The sequence below is a fragment of the Modestobacter sp. URMC 112 genome, from assembly GCF_053502575.1.
The window spans coordinates 2,662,479-2,675,388 of sequence record NZ_CP199957.1 but is presented as its reverse complement, the minus strand read 5'-3'; the positions used below and the strand labels follow the sequence as shown (position 1 = coordinate 2,675,388).

Sequence of the window (12,910 nt, the reverse complement as noted above, 5' to 3'; positions counted from 1 at the left end):
TCAGGCGGAGCCGCTCCGGGGGGGCCTGGGGCGGCCCCGCAGCATCCCGGTGACCGACCCGACCCGGGCCTGGGCCTGGCGCAGCCCGGCGATGAGCGGCATCAGGTCGTCGTGAATCCGGCGCAGCGTCTCGGGCACGGTGTCCACCGCCGGGTCGTCGAGCACCCGGCCCACCCGCTCGAGCCCGGGCTTGAGCGCCTGGACCGGCTGCTGCAGCTCGTCGACCACGTGCTCCAGGCGCTCGGTGATCCGCTGGGCGGACTCGATGGTCTCCCGGGCCAGCCGGGTGGCCTCGGTCAGCTCGCGGATGGTCCCGTTGAGGTCGGTCAGCGTGCGGGGCAGCTGGGTGAGCGCCTCGGTCTGCTTCTGCAGCAGGGTCAGCACGTCACCGAGCCCCGGGATGCTCGGCATCCCCAGCCGGAAGGGGTCCACGACGGCAACCGTCCGGGACCGCGGCCCGCCGCGCAAGCCGGTGCCGGGCCGGTGACCGAACGGGAGGGGGCCGGCACGCAGGGGGACGACAGGTCGGGCCGTACGCACATGCTGCCGACGGCGGACGGCGGACTTCGTCGGCTCCTCGGACGGCGGACCCCTGGTGGCCGACCGGCGTGTCTGCGGATCCTCGGTGCCCTCACCCACCCGAGGAGGTCCGGGATGTACCGACCCGCGCTGGTGTCCCCGCTGTTGGGCACCGTGCTGGCGACCGTGCTGCTGACCGGCTGCAGCGCCGAGACGCCCGTCCAGGTCACCGCCGGCTCCGGTGCGCCGGTGGAGTCGCCGGCCGGGCCCTCGTCGGCCGGGACGACGGCGGCCGACCCGAGCGCGGCCCCGACGACCCCGGCGCCGACGGGGCACCCGGACGAGGACGACGGCGGGTCCGCCGGCACGAGCCCGGCCGGGACGAGGACGGCGCCGGTCACCAGGGCGCCGGCGAGCGCGGCGCCGCCCACCACGACGCCGCCCGGCGCGCCGCCGGCGACCGAGGGGCCGGTCGTGGGTGCGCCGGGTACCGGGACGTCGGCCGAGGACCCGTCGACCGACGGGGGCGCGGGGGCGGTCGTGTGGCCGGCGGAGGCCTCGCCGGTGCACGGCGGGCAGGTGTGGGCCGTCTACCTGGCCGTGGGCTCGCCGGACTCGGACTGGGACGGGCACATGCTGGGGGAGGCGGAGGGCTACCTGGTCGGCCACGGGTACACCGGCTCCGGCATCGGGGAGGTCGGGTGTGACCAGGGGGCCGCCGAGCAGCTGGGGTTCGACCCCGCCGACCACCGGCTGGCCGTGTACTTCGACAGCGCCGCGCGGGCGCAGGAGTTCGTGGGCGTCTACGACCGGCAGGACCTGGGGTCGGCGCGGGTGACCACCTACTGCCTGGACTGAGTCTGCTGACCAGGGGCGTCGGTCGGGGCGGACCCCGTCCCAGCGGCGCGGCCTGGCAGCCGGGCCGTACGCCCCTTTCCGGCGGGACCGGCGACTCCTAGCGTCGGCCCATGACTCGGAAGCCACTGCGGTGCCGGTTCGGGTTGCACTCCTACGTCCAGCGACACCCCGACGGCGAGCGGCCCTCGGGTCCGGACGACAAGGTCTGCCGGTCGTGCGGGAAGCGCACGGGCACCCCGTTCGGGAACGTGCCGGGCGCCGTCATCGGCGGCGGTGGGGGCGGCGTCGGCGGCTCCTGACCCGACCCTCCGGAGCCGTCGCGTGGGGTCCTCGACCCGGCGACGTCCGGCCGGCTGGTCCCGCTCCACGACGGACCCGGCCGCGCACCCCTGCCCGACCCCTGGCACCGTGCGCCAGCATGACCCCGGCGGCCCGCGACGCCGGTGCGGCCGGAGCCGGAGGAGGCCGCTGATGAGCACCTACGACGACCGACCGTGGCTGGCGCTGTACGAGCCCGGCCAGCCGACGGAGCTCGAGGTGGAGCACGACACCGCGCTGGAGATGTTCCGGGCCGCGGTCCGGAGCACCCCGGACGGCGACGCCCTCCGCTACTTCGACGGCCGGATCTCGTACCGCGAGCTCGACGAGCTCTCCGACGCGCTCGCCGCCGGCCTGCTCGACTCCGGCTTCGAAGCAGGTGAGCGGCTCGCCCTCTACCTGCAGAACGACCCGCAGTTCGTCACCGCGCTGCTGGGCACCTGGAAGGCCGGTGGCATCGCCGTCCCGGTGAACCCGATGAACCGGCACCGGGAGCTGGAGCTGCTGCTCACCGACTCCGGCGCGACCGTGCTGGTCTGCCTGCAGGGCCTGCACCGCGACGTGGCGGCCGCGGTGCTGCCCGGCACGGACGTCCGGACCGTGGTGACCACGTCGGAACTCGACTTCCAGACCAGGGACGACCCCCGGGTCCTCGCCGGCGCGCAACGCATCCCGTGCCCCGGAACGGCCGACCTGGTCGAGCTGCTCGACCGGTTCCGCGGGCGGACCGTGCCCCCGGTGTCCCTCACCGCCGACGACGTCGCCGTCCTCACCTACACCTCCGGCACGACCGGCCCGCCCAAGGGCGCGATGAACACCCACCGCAACGTCGTCGTCAACGCCCAGACCTACCGGCACTGGTGCCACCTCGACGGGGACGATGTCGTCCTCGGTGTCGCCCCGCTGTTCCACATCACCGGGCTCGTCGCGCACGTCGCGACCGCGCTGCTGCTCGGGGCGCCGCTGGTCCTCTTCCACCGGTTCGAGCCGTCGCTGGCGGTCGACACGATCCGGGAGCAGCGGCCGACGTTCACCGTCGGCGCCATCCCGGTCTTCCTCGCGCTGATGGACTCCCCGGGCGCCGACCGGGACGCGCTGGCGTCGCTGACCAAGATCTGGTCCGGCGGCGCGCCCATCCCGCCGTCGACCGTCCGGGCGTTCTCCGATGCCTTCGGCCAGTACGTGCACAACGTCTACGGGCTGACCGAGACCACGTCGCCGTCGCACGCCGTGCCGTCCGGCGCGCAGGCACCGGTCGACGAGGCCTCGGGAGCGCTCTCGGTCGGGGTGCCGGTGTACGGCACGGTCGTCCGGATCGTCGGGGACGACGGCGCGGACCTGCCGCCCGGCGAGGTCGGCGAGATCGTCACCGCCGGCCCGCAGGTCGTCCCCGGGTACTGGGGGAAGCCGGAGGAGACCGCCCGGGCGCTGCCCGGCGGGAGGCTGCACACCGGCGACGTCGGCTACATGGACGAGCAGGGCTGGTTCTACGTCGTGGACCGCAAGAAGGACCAGATCAACGCCGGGGGCTACAAGGTGTGGCCGCGCGAGGTCGAGGACGTGCTGTACGAGCACCCCGCCGTCCGCGAGGCCGCGGTCGTCGGCGTCCCCGACGGGTACCGCGGCGAGACCGTCAAGGCCTTCGTCAGCCTGCGGCCGGGCGAGTCGGTCACCGCCGCGGAGCTCGTCGCGTTCTGCCGGGACCGGATGGCCGCCTACAAGTACCCGCGGCAGGTCGAGTTCCTCGACGAGGTCCCCAAGACGGTCACCGGCAAGCTGCTGCGCCGCGAGCTGCGCGGCCGCTCCGGGGACTGACCGGCCGTCAGTCGCCGGGTGGGGGCACCGGCTCCTCGATCCGGTCCCAGCTGGAGTGGCCGTAGACGGTCTTGTTGCCCCGGGCGTCGTACACGACGAGGTGGCCCGTGGCCGTGAAGGTGAAGCGGGCGCCGTCGTCGTAGCGGACGACGTCGCCGTCGGTACGGTGCAGGTCGAAGGCCATGCCCGGAGCCTGGCACGACCGCCCGGTGCGCACCCCGTGGAGCCGGGGTCCGCACCGGGCGGGGGTCAGTCCCGGGAGCGGCGGCCGAACGCGGCCACCGCGAGCGGTGCGAACACGGCCGTGAGCAGCAGCGACCAGGCGACCGACACCAGCACCGGGTGCTGCAGCGGCCAGGCGGCGTCCGGCGCGGCCGGCAGGCCGTTGCCCCACAGCTCCCGGCAGGCCTGGGTGAGCGCCGACACCGGGTTCCACTCGGCCACGGCGCGCAGCCACGGCGGCATGCTCTCCGGCGGCGCGAACGTGTTGGCCACGAAGGTCAGCGGGAACATCACCGTGAACATGAAGCCCTGCACCGCCTCCACGGTCCGCATCAGCGAGCCGACCCAGATGCCCAGCCAGATCACCGCGAAGCCGAACAGCAGCAGCAGCGCGAAGGCCAGGACGGCGTCGAGGACGCCGTTGCGGATCCGCCAGCCGATCAGCAGGCCGGTCACCGCCATGACCGCGACGCCGATGCTGGAGTGGATCAGGCTGGAGATGCTCCGCCCGACCAGCACCGACGAGCGCGGGATGGGCAGGGACCGGAACCGGTCGACGATGCCCTTCTGCAGGTCGCTGGTCAGCCCCATCGCCACGATGGCGGAGGAGAAGACCATCGTCTGCACCATGATCCCGGGGAGCAGGAACTCCCGGTAGTTCGAGCCGGCCACCGCGATCGCCCCGCCGAACACGTAGGCGAACAGCAGCACGAACATCACCGACTGCACGGTGACGTCGAGCAGCATCTCGGGCATCCGCCGGATGTGCAGCAGGTTGCGCCACACGATCGTCGCCGACGCGCGCAGCAGCGACGGCGGGGCGATCGGTGGGCGGGCGGCCCGGGCCGTGGGCCCGGACTGGACGGTGGTCACGGCGTGGCTCCCTCGGTGGTCAGGTCGGTCGTCGCCGGGTCGGCCCGGTGCCCGGTCAGGTGCAGGAAGACGTCGTCCAGGCTCGGCCGGGCCAGCCCGAGGTCGTCGAGCTCGATGCCGCTGCGCTCGAAGACGGCGGCGATCCGGGTCATGTCGCCCAGCCCGCCGGCCTGGGCGGTCAGCCGTCGGCTGTTCGGCTCCACGTGCACCTCCGGGGACTGGGAGCGCATCAGCGCCGCGGCCCGGTCGAGGTCGGCGGCCCGGGTCAGGGTCACCACCACGCTGGCCTGCCCGGCCTGGTCCTTGAGCTGCGTCGGCGTGCCGGCCGCGATGACCCGGCCCTTGTCCACCACCACGATCTCGTCGGCCAGCTGGTCGGCCTCCTCCAGGTACTGCGTCGTCAGCACCAGCGTGGTGCCGGCGCCCACCAGCTCCCGGAGCACCTCCCACAGCCCCGACCGGCTCTGCGGGTCCAGCCCGGTGGTGGGCTCGTCGAGGAACAGGATCGGCGGCGCGGCCAGCAGGCTCACCGCAAGGTCCAGTCGGCGGCGCATGCCGCCGGAGTAGGTCTTCGCCATCCGGTCGGCGGCGGCGGTGAGGTCGAACCGGTCGAAGAGCCGCTCGGTCGCCTCGCGGACGTACCTCTTCGGCAGCCCGTACAGGCCGCCGATCAGCCTCAGGTTCTCCCGGCCGGTGAGGATCTCGTCCACCGTCGCGGCCTGGCCGGTGAGCCCCATGCTGCGGCGCACCTCGTTGGGCTGCTCCCGGACGTCGAAGCCGGCGACCCGGCCGGTCCCGCTCGTGGGCACGCTCAGCGTGGTCAGCATCCGCACCAGGGTGGTCTTGCCGGCCCCGTTGGGCCCGAGCAGGCCGAGGACGGTGCCGGCCGGGACGACGAAGCTGACGCCGTCCACGGCGCGGTTGTCCCCGAAGTGCTTGCTGAGGTCGATGGCCTCGACCGCCGGGTCGACGCTCATGCCGTCCTCCCGGCGCCCGGTGTCGGCGCGGTCTCCGCTGGCGTGGTCATGGAGCCAGGGTGCTACCTCCAGTGGACTTCACGACAAGCTCTTTTCGCCGACGGCCCGGCGCGGCGTCCGGGGACGGCCCATCGGAGCGTCGCGCGGGGGGTGTCGCCCGTGCCGGCGGGGGATGTGGCACCGTTCCGGGCATGGTCGGACACGAGGACCTCGCTGTCCGCACGCTCGGTCCCTGCCGGATCGACTCGCCGCTCGCGCCGCGGCTGGCGGAGCGGGAGACGACGCAGCACTCCGTGGTGGAGGAGGACCGGATCCTCTTCGACGACACCATCTCCATGGCCGGGGCCCGCAGCGTGCCGGTGGAGGGCCTGCCCAGCCTCGAGCCGGGCGGCCCCAGGAAGAAGATCTACTTCGACCCGGCCAAGACCCGGGTCGGAATAGTCACCTGTGGCGGCCTCTGTCCCGGCCTGAACGACGTGATCCGCGGTCTGGTGCTCGAGCTCTCCCGGCACTACGGCGTCCGGCGCATCGTCGGGTTCCGGAACGGCTACCGCGGGTTCATCCCGCGCTACGGCGAGGACGTCGTCGACCTCACCCCGGAGGTCGTCATGCACATCGACGACGAGGGCGGCACGATCCTCGGCACCTCCCGGGGCCAGCAGGACCCGGAGGAGATCGTCGACGCCCTCGAGCGCCTCAACATCAACATCCTCTTCGTCATCGGCGGCGACGGGACCATCCGCGGCGCCATGGACATCGTCCGGGTGGTGGGGGAGCGGGGTCTCAAGGTCGCCGTGGTCGGGATCCCGAAGACCATCGACAACGACATCCCCTACATCGACCAGAGCTTCGGCTTCCAGACCGCCATGGCGGAGTCGACGAAGTCCATCCACGCGGCGAGCGTCGAGGCCCGCTCCGCCCCCGGTGGGATCGGCCTGGTCAAGCTGATGGGCCGGCACTCCGGCTTCATCGCCTGCTACGCGACCCTGGCCAAGGACGACGCCGACTACGTCCTGATCCCCGAGGTCCCCTTCGCCCTGGACGGCGAGCGGGGGTTCCTGGAGCACCTGCGCCATCGCGTGCAGGACCGCGGGCACGCCGTGGTGGTGGTGGCCGAGGGCGCCGGGCAGGAGTTCATCGAGGAGGAGGAGCCGGGCCGGGACGCCTCGGGCAACGTCCGCTTCGGCGACATCGGCCGCCTGCTGCGCAAGCGGATCGTCGAGCACTTCGACACGCACGGCATGGAGAACAACGTGCGCTACTTCGACCCCAGCTACGCGATCCGCAGCGTGCCGGCCAACCCGTTCGACAGCGCCTACTGCCTCCGGCTGGCCCACGCCGCCGTGCACGCCGCGATGGCCGGGCGCACGGAGGTCATCGTGGCCCGCCGGCGCCGCCGGTTCGTGCACATCCCCATGCCGCTGGCGGTCAGCCGCCGCAACCACGTCGACCCGCTGGGCGACCTGTGGCTGTCGGTGCTCGAGGCAACCGGGCAGCCCGTCCGCTTCGGGTGACCGCTCCGGCGGCCGATCGGTGGCCGCTCAGGTGGCCCAGGACTGGGCCCTCGCGTAGGCCAGCTGCAGCACGTCCGCGCCGGTGAGCGCGGTGAAGACCGACGCGGCCAGCCGGGTGGGCCGGGGGGCGAGCACCAGGCCGAACACGAACCCGGTGGCGACCCACTGGCCCAGGCAGAACGGGCAGGTGACCAGTTCGCCGACCGCCTTGCGCGGACCCGTGCCGCGCACCTCCTTGGCGAGCTCGGCCTCCCCGCTGGTGCCGGCGAAGGTGGTGAACGGCGCCCGCAGCGGACTGGTGACGGGGTCCTTGGCGACCAGCCGTGCGAGCTTGTGGGTGGCCACCGTGACCAGGGCCAGGTCGCTCCCGGACAGCCGCTCGGGCAGCGGGCGCCCGCTCAGCCGGACCGCGGCGGACAGCGCGGCGACGGCCGCCCCGTAGGCGCCCATCAGCGCGATGAAGGAGCCGAGCGGGCGTTCCTCGCCCTGGGTGTAGGCGTGCTTCTCGCGGTGCACGACCGCGGCCGGGTCCGGGGCGCTGCTGCCCGTGTCGTCCTGCATCACCCGATGTTCGCACCGGTCCGCGGGGTCCGCCGTGCGCGATGTGCTCGTGCACGGCCGGGCACCCCTGCCACCCGCGGCGAGTTGTCCCGTGAGGGCGACCCCGACCACTCCGGCGAGGGGCGCCGAGACCGAGGAGGACGCGTGCGAGGGAACGACCGCAGGACGGCGGCGCTGGGCAGCCTGCTGGTGGGGGTCTCGGTGGCCCTGAGCGGCTGTGGAGCGGCGGAGGAGGAGCCAGGCGCCGGCGGCCCCGGCATCAGCGCGTCGGTGGGCGACATGGAGCTGCGCAACGTCCGGCTGGACAACCCCCCGGACGGCATCTACGAGATCGGGACGGCGGCGCTGCTGGGTGTGGCGATGGTCAACCAGGGCCGCGAGGACGACCAGCTGATCGGGCTCTCCGGCCCCGACTTCACCGGGGTCGTGGTGGACGAGGAGCCGGCCAGCAGCGACCCGGCGGTGACCGTCCCGGCCGGGGAGACGGTGTACACCGACGGGGTGGAGGGACCGGTGCTGGTGCTCGCCGGGGTGGACGAGTCGCTGCGCAGCTCCGAGTCGCTGTCGGTGACCTTCACCTTCGAGCAGGCGGGCGAGGTGACCGTGGACGCCCCGGTCAGCGCGCCGCTGCGGCTCACCCTCGACCGGTACCTGCGGGAGCAGGCCGCCGGCTGACCACCGGCGGGGCGCCGGGCGGTGCCCGCGGGAGGTCAGTCGCAGAGCGCCGCGACGATGGCCCGGCGCGCCCGCCGCCCCTCCGGGACGGGCAGCAGCGGGTAGACGTGCACCAGGTCCGGCTCCTCGTGCAGCTCGACCTCGACGCCGGCCTCCCGGGCCCGCCTCACCAGCAGGTGGGTGTCCGGGCTGGTGATGTCCCGGGTGCCGTTGAACAGCTGGAGCGGCCCCAGGCCGGTCAGGTCCCCCGACAGGGGGCTCACCAGCGGGGAATCGATCGGGAGCTCGGCCCGCCACAGCTCGATGGCGACCCGGGTGCCCGGCCGGGCCAGCCACGGGTCCAGTGGCTCGACCAGGTCGATCCCGGGGTTGCTCAGCGACAGGTCCAGCGCGGGGGAGATGAGCACCGTGCGGCGCAGCGGCGGCACCCCGCGGTCGCGCAGCAGCAGCGCGGCGGACAGCGCGATCTGGCCGCCGGCCGAGTCGCCCATCGCGGTGACGTGCCCGGCGCCGTGCCGCTCCACGAGCCCGGCGAGCAGGTCGGCGACCGCCGGCACGACGGTGCCCGCGGTGCCCAGCGGCGCCAGGGGGTAGATCGGGACGGTGAAGCTCGCGCCGCTGGCCGCGGCGAGCCCGGCGACGACCCGCCAGTGCACCGGGGTGATCTCGCCGAACCAGGCGCCGCCGTGCGCGTACAGCACGTGTCCGGTGGGCCGCCCGCGGCGGGGGCTCACCTCGTAGACCGGCCAGCCGGTGTCGTGCCGGACGTCGACCCGCACGTCGCGGCGGAGCAGCCGGGGTGGGGCGAAGGAGGCGGGGCGGACCAGCAGGCCGTCGATCCGCGCCCGCGTCGCCGCCGGGCTCTCGAACAGCCGCTTGAACCGCAGCAGCCGGAGCAGTGGGGGGAGCAGGCGTCCGGCGGGGCTGGGCATGCGGTCTCCTCGGCGGGTGGGGCCGGCCGAGCCCGGGCGGCACGGCCACGGTAGGCGGGGCCGGCCGAGCACCCGGGAGGGGCCGTCGGCGCGCCGTCTCCATTCGACCGTTATCCCCAACACTGCGCCGCGACAGCGGCCGGTGGGTGCGCAACGACTGACCGCGCGCGCCCTCCGGGCGCGGTCAGCAACCGCCCGAGGGGAGTACCCGGTCGGGCCCGGCCGGGGGAGCGGGCCCCGGGGAGGACGGCGGCGACCCGGGAGCGCGGGGCTGACACGAGGCCGAGGGCAGGGCAGGGCGGCGTCCGACGTCGGCCCCGGGCACTAGCCTGACCTGTGGTGGACGGCGAGGCGGAGGACCGGTGACGGCGACGGACGGTCGGGCGGGGGCGACCGTGCCCGGCAGCGGACCCGGAGGGCGCGGACCGGTGGGACCGGTGTCCCGCGACGACCTCGGGAACCGGGTGCTCACGCTGCCCAACGCCCTGTCGGTGCTGCGGCTGCTGGGCGTGCCGCTCTTCCTCTGGCTGCTGCTGGGCCCCCAGGCCGACGGCTGGGCGGTCGTCGTGCTGATGGTGTCCGGGTTCACCGACTGGGCCGACGGCAAGCTGGCCCGCAGCCTCGGGCAGGCCAGCCGGCTGGGCGCGCTGCTGGACCCGGCCGCTGACCGGCTCTACATCGTCGCCACGCTGATCGCCTTCGTGCTGCGCGATGTCGTCCCGCTGTGGGTGGTCGCCGCCCTGGTGGGCCGCGAGCTGGTGCTGGGGGTCACCCTGCTGCTGCTGCGCCGGGCCGGCTGGCCGCCGCTGCAGGTGCACTACCTGGGCAAGGCGGCCACCTTCCTCCTGCTGTACGCCTTCCCGCTGCTGCTGCTCGCCGACGGCGACGGGCCGCTGGCCGGCCTGGCCCGGCCCTTCGCCTACGCGCTGACCATCTGGGGCGGTGCGCTGTACCTGCTGGGCGGGTGCCTCTACGTGGCCCAGGCGGCGCGCCTGCTCCGGGGCGGCACCGCGTGACCGCCCCGGTGCCGGGGCGGCAGCGGTCCCTGGGTGCCTCGCTGCTGGACCAGGTCCTGGCCGAGACCCTCGACCCGGCCTACGTCCGGGCGGCCGCCGACCGCCGGGCAGCGGGGTCGACCGGGGCCGCGCTGCGCAGCAGGCGGCAGGACCAGCTGCTCGTCGCCCTCACCCTGGTCGTCGCCGGTCTGCTGGCCGCGGTGGCCTACCGCGAGGCGGCGCTGGGCGCCCAGGGCAGGGAGCAGGTCCGGGAGGCCCTCGTGGAGGACATCGAGGTGCAGTCGGCGACCACCGACGACCTGGCCCAGCAGCTCGACGAGCTGGTGCTGCAGGTCGCCGGCACCCGCGAGGCCGCCCTGGAGGCCAGCGCCGTCGGTCAGCGGGCGCTGGAGCGGCTGGCGACCGCCGAGCAGGGCGCGGGCGTCGTGGCGGTGACCGGCCCGGGCCTGCAGGTCACCGTCGGGAACGCGGCCGCGGATGCGGACTCCGACCCGGTCGGCGGGTCGCCGGAGGTCGCGCTGGCCGGGCTCGTGCAGGACAGCGACCTGCAGCTGGTGGTCAACGCGCTTTGGGCGGCCGGTGCGGAGGCGATCAGCGTCAACGAGCAGCGGCTGGGCGCCACCTCGGCGATCCGGCAGGCCGGGGGCGCCATCCTGGTGGACTTCCGGCCGGTGACCAGCCCCTACGTGGTGTCCGCCGTCGGCGACCCGGACGGCCTGACCAACGGCTTCCTCAGCTCGCCCGAGGCGAGCTACGTGGCCGGGCTGGAGAGGGACTACGGTTTGACGTTCGAGTTCGCCCGGGCCGACGAGCTGTCGCTGCCCGCCGGCCGCAGTGCCGAGGTGCGCGCCGCCCGCCTGCTGGTCCCGGACAGCGCGCCGGACGGTGCCGCCGGTGCCGACCAGACACCCACCGACGGAGGCTGACGCGTGATCCCCATCATCGGCCTCGCGATCGGCGTCGTCCTCGGCCTCCTGCTGGACCCGACGGTGCCGCTGTGGCTGCAGCCCTACCTGCCGATCGCCGTGGTGGCCGCGCTGGACGCCGTCTTCGGTGGGGTGCGGGCCCGGTTCGACGGGATCTTCGACGCAAAGGTCTTCGTCGTGTCCTTCGTCTCCAACGTGGTGGTCGCGGCGCTGATCGTCTTCCTCGGCGACCAGCTGGGGGTGGGCGCCCAGCTGTCCACCGCGGTGGTGGTGGTGCTGGGCATCCGCATCTTCGGCAACGCCGCGGCCATCCGACGGCACCTGTTCCGGGCATGAACGCGACCCCGGACCGACCGCGGGGACCGGCGGACGGCGGGCCGGCCGCCGGTCCGCAGCCGGCCGAGCCCGACGCCCCCGAGGTCGTCCAGGACGACCCCGCGGAGGCGGGCGGGACCGGGCCGGGCGGGACCGGGCCGGACGGCCCCCGCCGCCGCCGGCGGGACCCGCTGGCCGCCACCCTGATCGGCGTGCTGACCCTGCTGCTGGGCTTCGCGTTCGCCGTCCAGGTGCGCACCACCGACGAGGGGACGGCGCTGGCCGGGGCCCGCGAGGAGGACCTGGTCCGCATCCTCGACGACCTCACCGGCCGCGAGGACCGGCTGCGCCAGCAGATCGCCGAGCAGCGCGACCTGCTGGACCAGCTGAGCAGCTCGGACAGCCAGTCGGCGGCGGCGCTGGAGGAGGCCCGCGAGCGCGCGGAGGCCCTCGGCATCCTCAACGGCACGCTGCCGGCCCAGGGTCCCGGCATCGAGATGACCATCCGGGACCCGGCCGGGCGGGTGCCCGCCGCCGTCCTGCTGGACGCCGTGCAGGAGCTGCGCGGTGCCGGTGCGGAGACCATGCAGGTCGACGACGTCCGGGTGGCGGTGAGCACCGCGGTGACCGGCGACCCCGGCGACCTGGCGGTGGACGGCCGGTCGGTGCAGCCGCCCTACGTGTTCGAGGTCATCGGCTCGCCGCAGGACATGGCCACGGCGATGGAGATCCCCAACGGCGTGGTCGACAAGGTCCGGCTGCGCGAGGGCGAGGTCGAGATCGTCGAGCGCGAGCAGGTCGTCGTGGACGCGTTGCGGCCGCTGGACACGCCTCAATACGCTGAGCCCGCCGCCGGCGACTGAGGAAGGACCTCGGTGCCCCAGCCCTCGCCCCGCTCGGGCCGGGCCCCTGCACCGAGGCCGTCCCACGTCGTGACCCGCCTCACCTGGAGATGCCGCATGGCCACGCCCGACGACCGCCGCTACACCGAGCAGCACGAGTGGGCGCAGGTCCAGGGCCCTGGGGACGGGGGGACCGTCGTCCGGATGGGCATCACCGACCACGCGCAGGACGCCCTGGGCGACATCGTCTTCGTCCAACTGCCCGAGGTGGGGGAGGAGGTCACCGTCGGGAACCCGATCGGCGAGGTGGAGTCCACCAAGTCGGTCTCGGACGTCTACAGCCCGGTGGCCGGCGTCGTGACCGCCCGCAACGAGGCCCTGGAGGCCACCCCGGAGCTGCTGAACTCCGACCCCTACGGCGAGGGCTGGCTGGTCGAGATCAGCGTCCCCGGCGACGGGGACGACCCCACCGCCGACCTGCTCGACGCGGCCGGATACCAGGCGGTCGCCGACGCGTCCTGACCCACCTCCTCCGTCGGGGGCCAGG

The 12,910-nt window shown here is 74.6% G+C and carries 16 protein-coding genes; 10 read left to right on the top strand and 6 right to left on the bottom strand.

Annotated elements, in window-relative coordinates; all coding sequences use genetic code 11:
* Positions 1-432 (bottom strand): hypothetical protein, encoded by a 432-nt coding sequence (locus ACWIX6_RS12470; RefSeq protein WP_448612748.1) that lies wholly within the window; start codon positions 430-432, stop codon positions 1-3.
* Between the two features lie 222 nt (positions 433-654).
* Between ACWIX6_RS12470 and ACWIX6_RS12465 the strand changes: the two genes are divergently transcribed.
* The 3 genes from ACWIX6_RS12465 to ACWIX6_RS12455 all read left to right on the top strand — a co-directional run bounded on the left by ACWIX6_RS12465 (position 655) and on the right by ACWIX6_RS12455 (position 3,510).
* Positions 655-1,377 (top strand): hypothetical protein, encoded by a 723-nt coding sequence (locus tag ACWIX6_RS12465; RefSeq protein WP_448612747.1) that lies wholly within the window; start codon positions 655-657, stop codon positions 1,375-1,377.
* 110 nt (positions 1,378-1,487) lie between these two features.
* Positions 1,488-1,676, top strand: coding sequence for a hypothetical protein (locus ACWIX6_RS12460; RefSeq protein ID WP_448612746.1), 189 nt, complete (start codon positions 1,488-1,490; stop codon positions 1,674-1,676).
* 172 nt (positions 1,677-1,848) lie between these two features.
* Positions 1,849-3,510 carry a long-chain-fatty-acid--CoA ligase gene (locus ACWIX6_RS12455; protein WP_448612745.1) on the top strand — a complete coding sequence of 554 codons (1,662 nt, stop codon included), beginning with the start codon at positions 1,849-1,851 and terminating at the stop codon, positions 3,508-3,510.
* A 7-nt stretch (positions 3,511-3,517) separates the two neighbouring features.
* Here ACWIX6_RS12455 and ACWIX6_RS12450 read toward each other — a convergent pair whose 3' ends face one another.
* From ACWIX6_RS12450 to ACWIX6_RS12440, 3 genes are all read right to left on the bottom strand, one after another.
* Positions 3,518-3,694: a hypothetical protein gene (locus tag ACWIX6_RS12450; RefSeq protein WP_448612744.1), complete on the bottom strand. Its 177-nt coding sequence runs from the start codon at positions 3,692-3,694 to the stop codon at positions 3,518-3,520.
* A gap of 65 nt (positions 3,695-3,759) precedes the next feature.
* On the bottom strand, positions 3,760-4,605 hold the full coding sequence (locus ACWIX6_RS12445; RefSeq protein WP_448612743.1) for an ABC transporter permease: 846 nt from the start codon (positions 4,603-4,605) through the stop codon (positions 3,760-3,762).
* Complete coding sequence (locus ACWIX6_RS12440) at positions 4,602-5,582, bottom strand: ATP-binding cassette domain-containing protein (RefSeq protein ID WP_448612742.1); 981 nt, start codon at positions 5,580-5,582, stop codon at positions 4,602-4,604. Before ACWIX6_RS12440 ends, ACWIX6_RS12445 begins: the two co-directional genes overlap by 4 nt.
* Positions 5,583-5,773: 191 nt before the next feature.
* Between ACWIX6_RS12440 and ACWIX6_RS12435 the strand changes: the two genes are divergently transcribed.
* Positions 5,774-7,096 (top strand): ATP-dependent 6-phosphofructokinase, encoded by a 1,323-nt coding sequence (locus ACWIX6_RS12435; protein ID WP_448612741.1) that lies wholly within the window; start codon positions 5,774-5,776, stop codon positions 7,094-7,096.
* A 27-nt stretch (positions 7,097-7,123) separates the two neighbouring features.
* Here ACWIX6_RS12435 and ACWIX6_RS12430 read toward each other — a convergent pair whose 3' ends face one another.
* Entirely contained in the window at positions 7,124-7,657 is a 534-nt protein-coding gene (locus tag ACWIX6_RS12430; protein WP_448612740.1) for a DUF1360 domain-containing protein, read from the bottom strand.
* A gap of 144 nt (positions 7,658-7,801) precedes the next feature.
* Here ACWIX6_RS12430 and ACWIX6_RS12425 point away from each other — a divergent pair, with 144 nt between their 5' ends.
* Positions 7,802-8,332 (top strand): hypothetical protein, encoded by a 531-nt coding sequence (locus ACWIX6_RS12425; protein ID WP_448612739.1) that lies wholly within the window; start codon positions 7,802-7,804, stop codon positions 8,330-8,332.
* Between the two features lie 35 nt (positions 8,333-8,367).
* Here the strand turns inward: ACWIX6_RS12425 and ACWIX6_RS12420 are convergent, their stop codons facing one another.
* Positions 8,368-9,264 (bottom strand): alpha/beta hydrolase fold domain-containing protein, encoded by an 897-nt coding sequence (locus tag ACWIX6_RS12420; RefSeq protein ID WP_448612738.1) that lies wholly within the window; start codon positions 9,262-9,264, stop codon positions 8,368-8,370.
* A gap of 437 nt (positions 9,265-9,701) precedes the next feature.
* On the opposite strand from ACWIX6_RS12420, the gene ACWIX6_RS12415 reads away from it, so the two are divergent.
* The 5 genes from ACWIX6_RS12415 to gcvH all read left to right on the top strand — a co-directional run bounded on the left by ACWIX6_RS12415 (position 9,702) and on the right by gcvH (position 12,885).
* Positions 9,702-10,280 carry a CDP-alcohol phosphatidyltransferase family protein gene (locus ACWIX6_RS12415; RefSeq protein WP_448612737.1) on the top strand — a complete coding sequence of 193 codons (579 nt, stop codon included), beginning with the start codon at positions 9,702-9,704 and terminating at the stop codon, positions 10,278-10,280.
* Positions 10,277-11,206, top strand: a complete 930-nt coding sequence (locus tag ACWIX6_RS12410) for a DUF881 domain-containing protein (RefSeq protein ID WP_448612736.1) — start codon at positions 10,277-10,279, stop codon at positions 11,204-11,206. Before ACWIX6_RS12415 ends, ACWIX6_RS12410 begins: the two co-directional genes overlap by 4 nt.
* Positions 11,207-11,209: 3 nt before the next feature.
* A complete protein-coding gene (locus ACWIX6_RS12405; RefSeq protein ID WP_448612735.1) occupies positions 11,210-11,542 on the top strand; it encodes a small basic family protein in 333 nt (110 codons plus the stop codon).
* The gene (locus ACWIX6_RS12400) at positions 11,539-12,384 is read left to right on the top strand and encodes a DUF881 domain-containing protein (RefSeq protein WP_448612734.1); all 846 of its coding nucleotides are present in this window, start codon (positions 11,539-11,541) and stop codon (positions 12,382-12,384) included. The genes ACWIX6_RS12405 and ACWIX6_RS12400 overlap by 4 nt, the downstream gene beginning before the upstream one ends.
* Before the next feature lie 96 nt (positions 12,385-12,480).
* Entirely contained in the window at positions 12,481-12,885 is a 405-nt protein-coding gene (gene gcvH, locus ACWIX6_RS12395) for a glycine cleavage system protein GcvH (RefSeq protein ID WP_448612733.1), read from the top strand.
* Positions 12,886-12,910 lie beyond the last annotated feature (25 nt).

What these genes read in the sequence shown, in the direction of transcription:
- ACWIX6_RS12430 (WP_448612740.1), bottom strand. Translation starts at nt 7,657, where the DNA reads ATGCAGGACGACACGGGCAGCAGCGCCCCGGACCCGGCCGCGGTCGTG.
- ACWIX6_RS12450 (WP_448612744.1), bottom strand. Translation starts at nt 3,694, where the DNA reads ATGGCCTTCGACCTGCACCGTACCGACGGCGACGTCGTCCGCTACGAC.
- gcvH (WP_448612733.1), top strand. Translation starts at nt 12,481, where the DNA reads ATGGCCACGCCCGACGACCGCCGCTACACCGAGCAGCACGAGTGGGCG.
- ACWIX6_RS12465 (WP_448612747.1), top strand. Translation starts at nt 655, where the DNA reads ATGTACCGACCCGCGCTGGTGTCCCCGCTGTTGGGCACCGTGCTGGCG.
- ACWIX6_RS12435 (WP_448612741.1), top strand. Translation starts at nt 5,774, where the DNA reads ATGGTCGGACACGAGGACCTCGCTGTCCGCACGCTCGGTCCCTGCCGG.
- ACWIX6_RS12455 (WP_448612745.1), top strand. Translation starts at nt 1,849, where the DNA reads ATGAGCACCTACGACGACCGACCGTGGCTGGCGCTGTACGAGCCCGGC.
- ACWIX6_RS12460 (WP_448612746.1), top strand. Translation starts at nt 1,488, where the DNA reads ATGACTCGGAAGCCACTGCGGTGCCGGTTCGGGTTGCACTCCTACGTC.
- ACWIX6_RS12420 (WP_448612738.1), bottom strand. Translation starts at nt 9,264, where the DNA reads ATGCCCAGCCCCGCCGGACGCCTGCTCCCCCCACTGCTCCGGCTGCTG.
- ACWIX6_RS12400 (WP_448612734.1), top strand. Translation starts at nt 11,539, where the DNA reads ATGAACGCGACCCCGGACCGACCGCGGGGACCGGCGGACGGCGGGCCG.
- ACWIX6_RS12440 (WP_448612742.1), bottom strand. Translation starts at nt 5,582, where the DNA reads ATGAGCGTCGACCCGGCGGTCGAGGCCATCGACCTCAGCAAGCACTTC.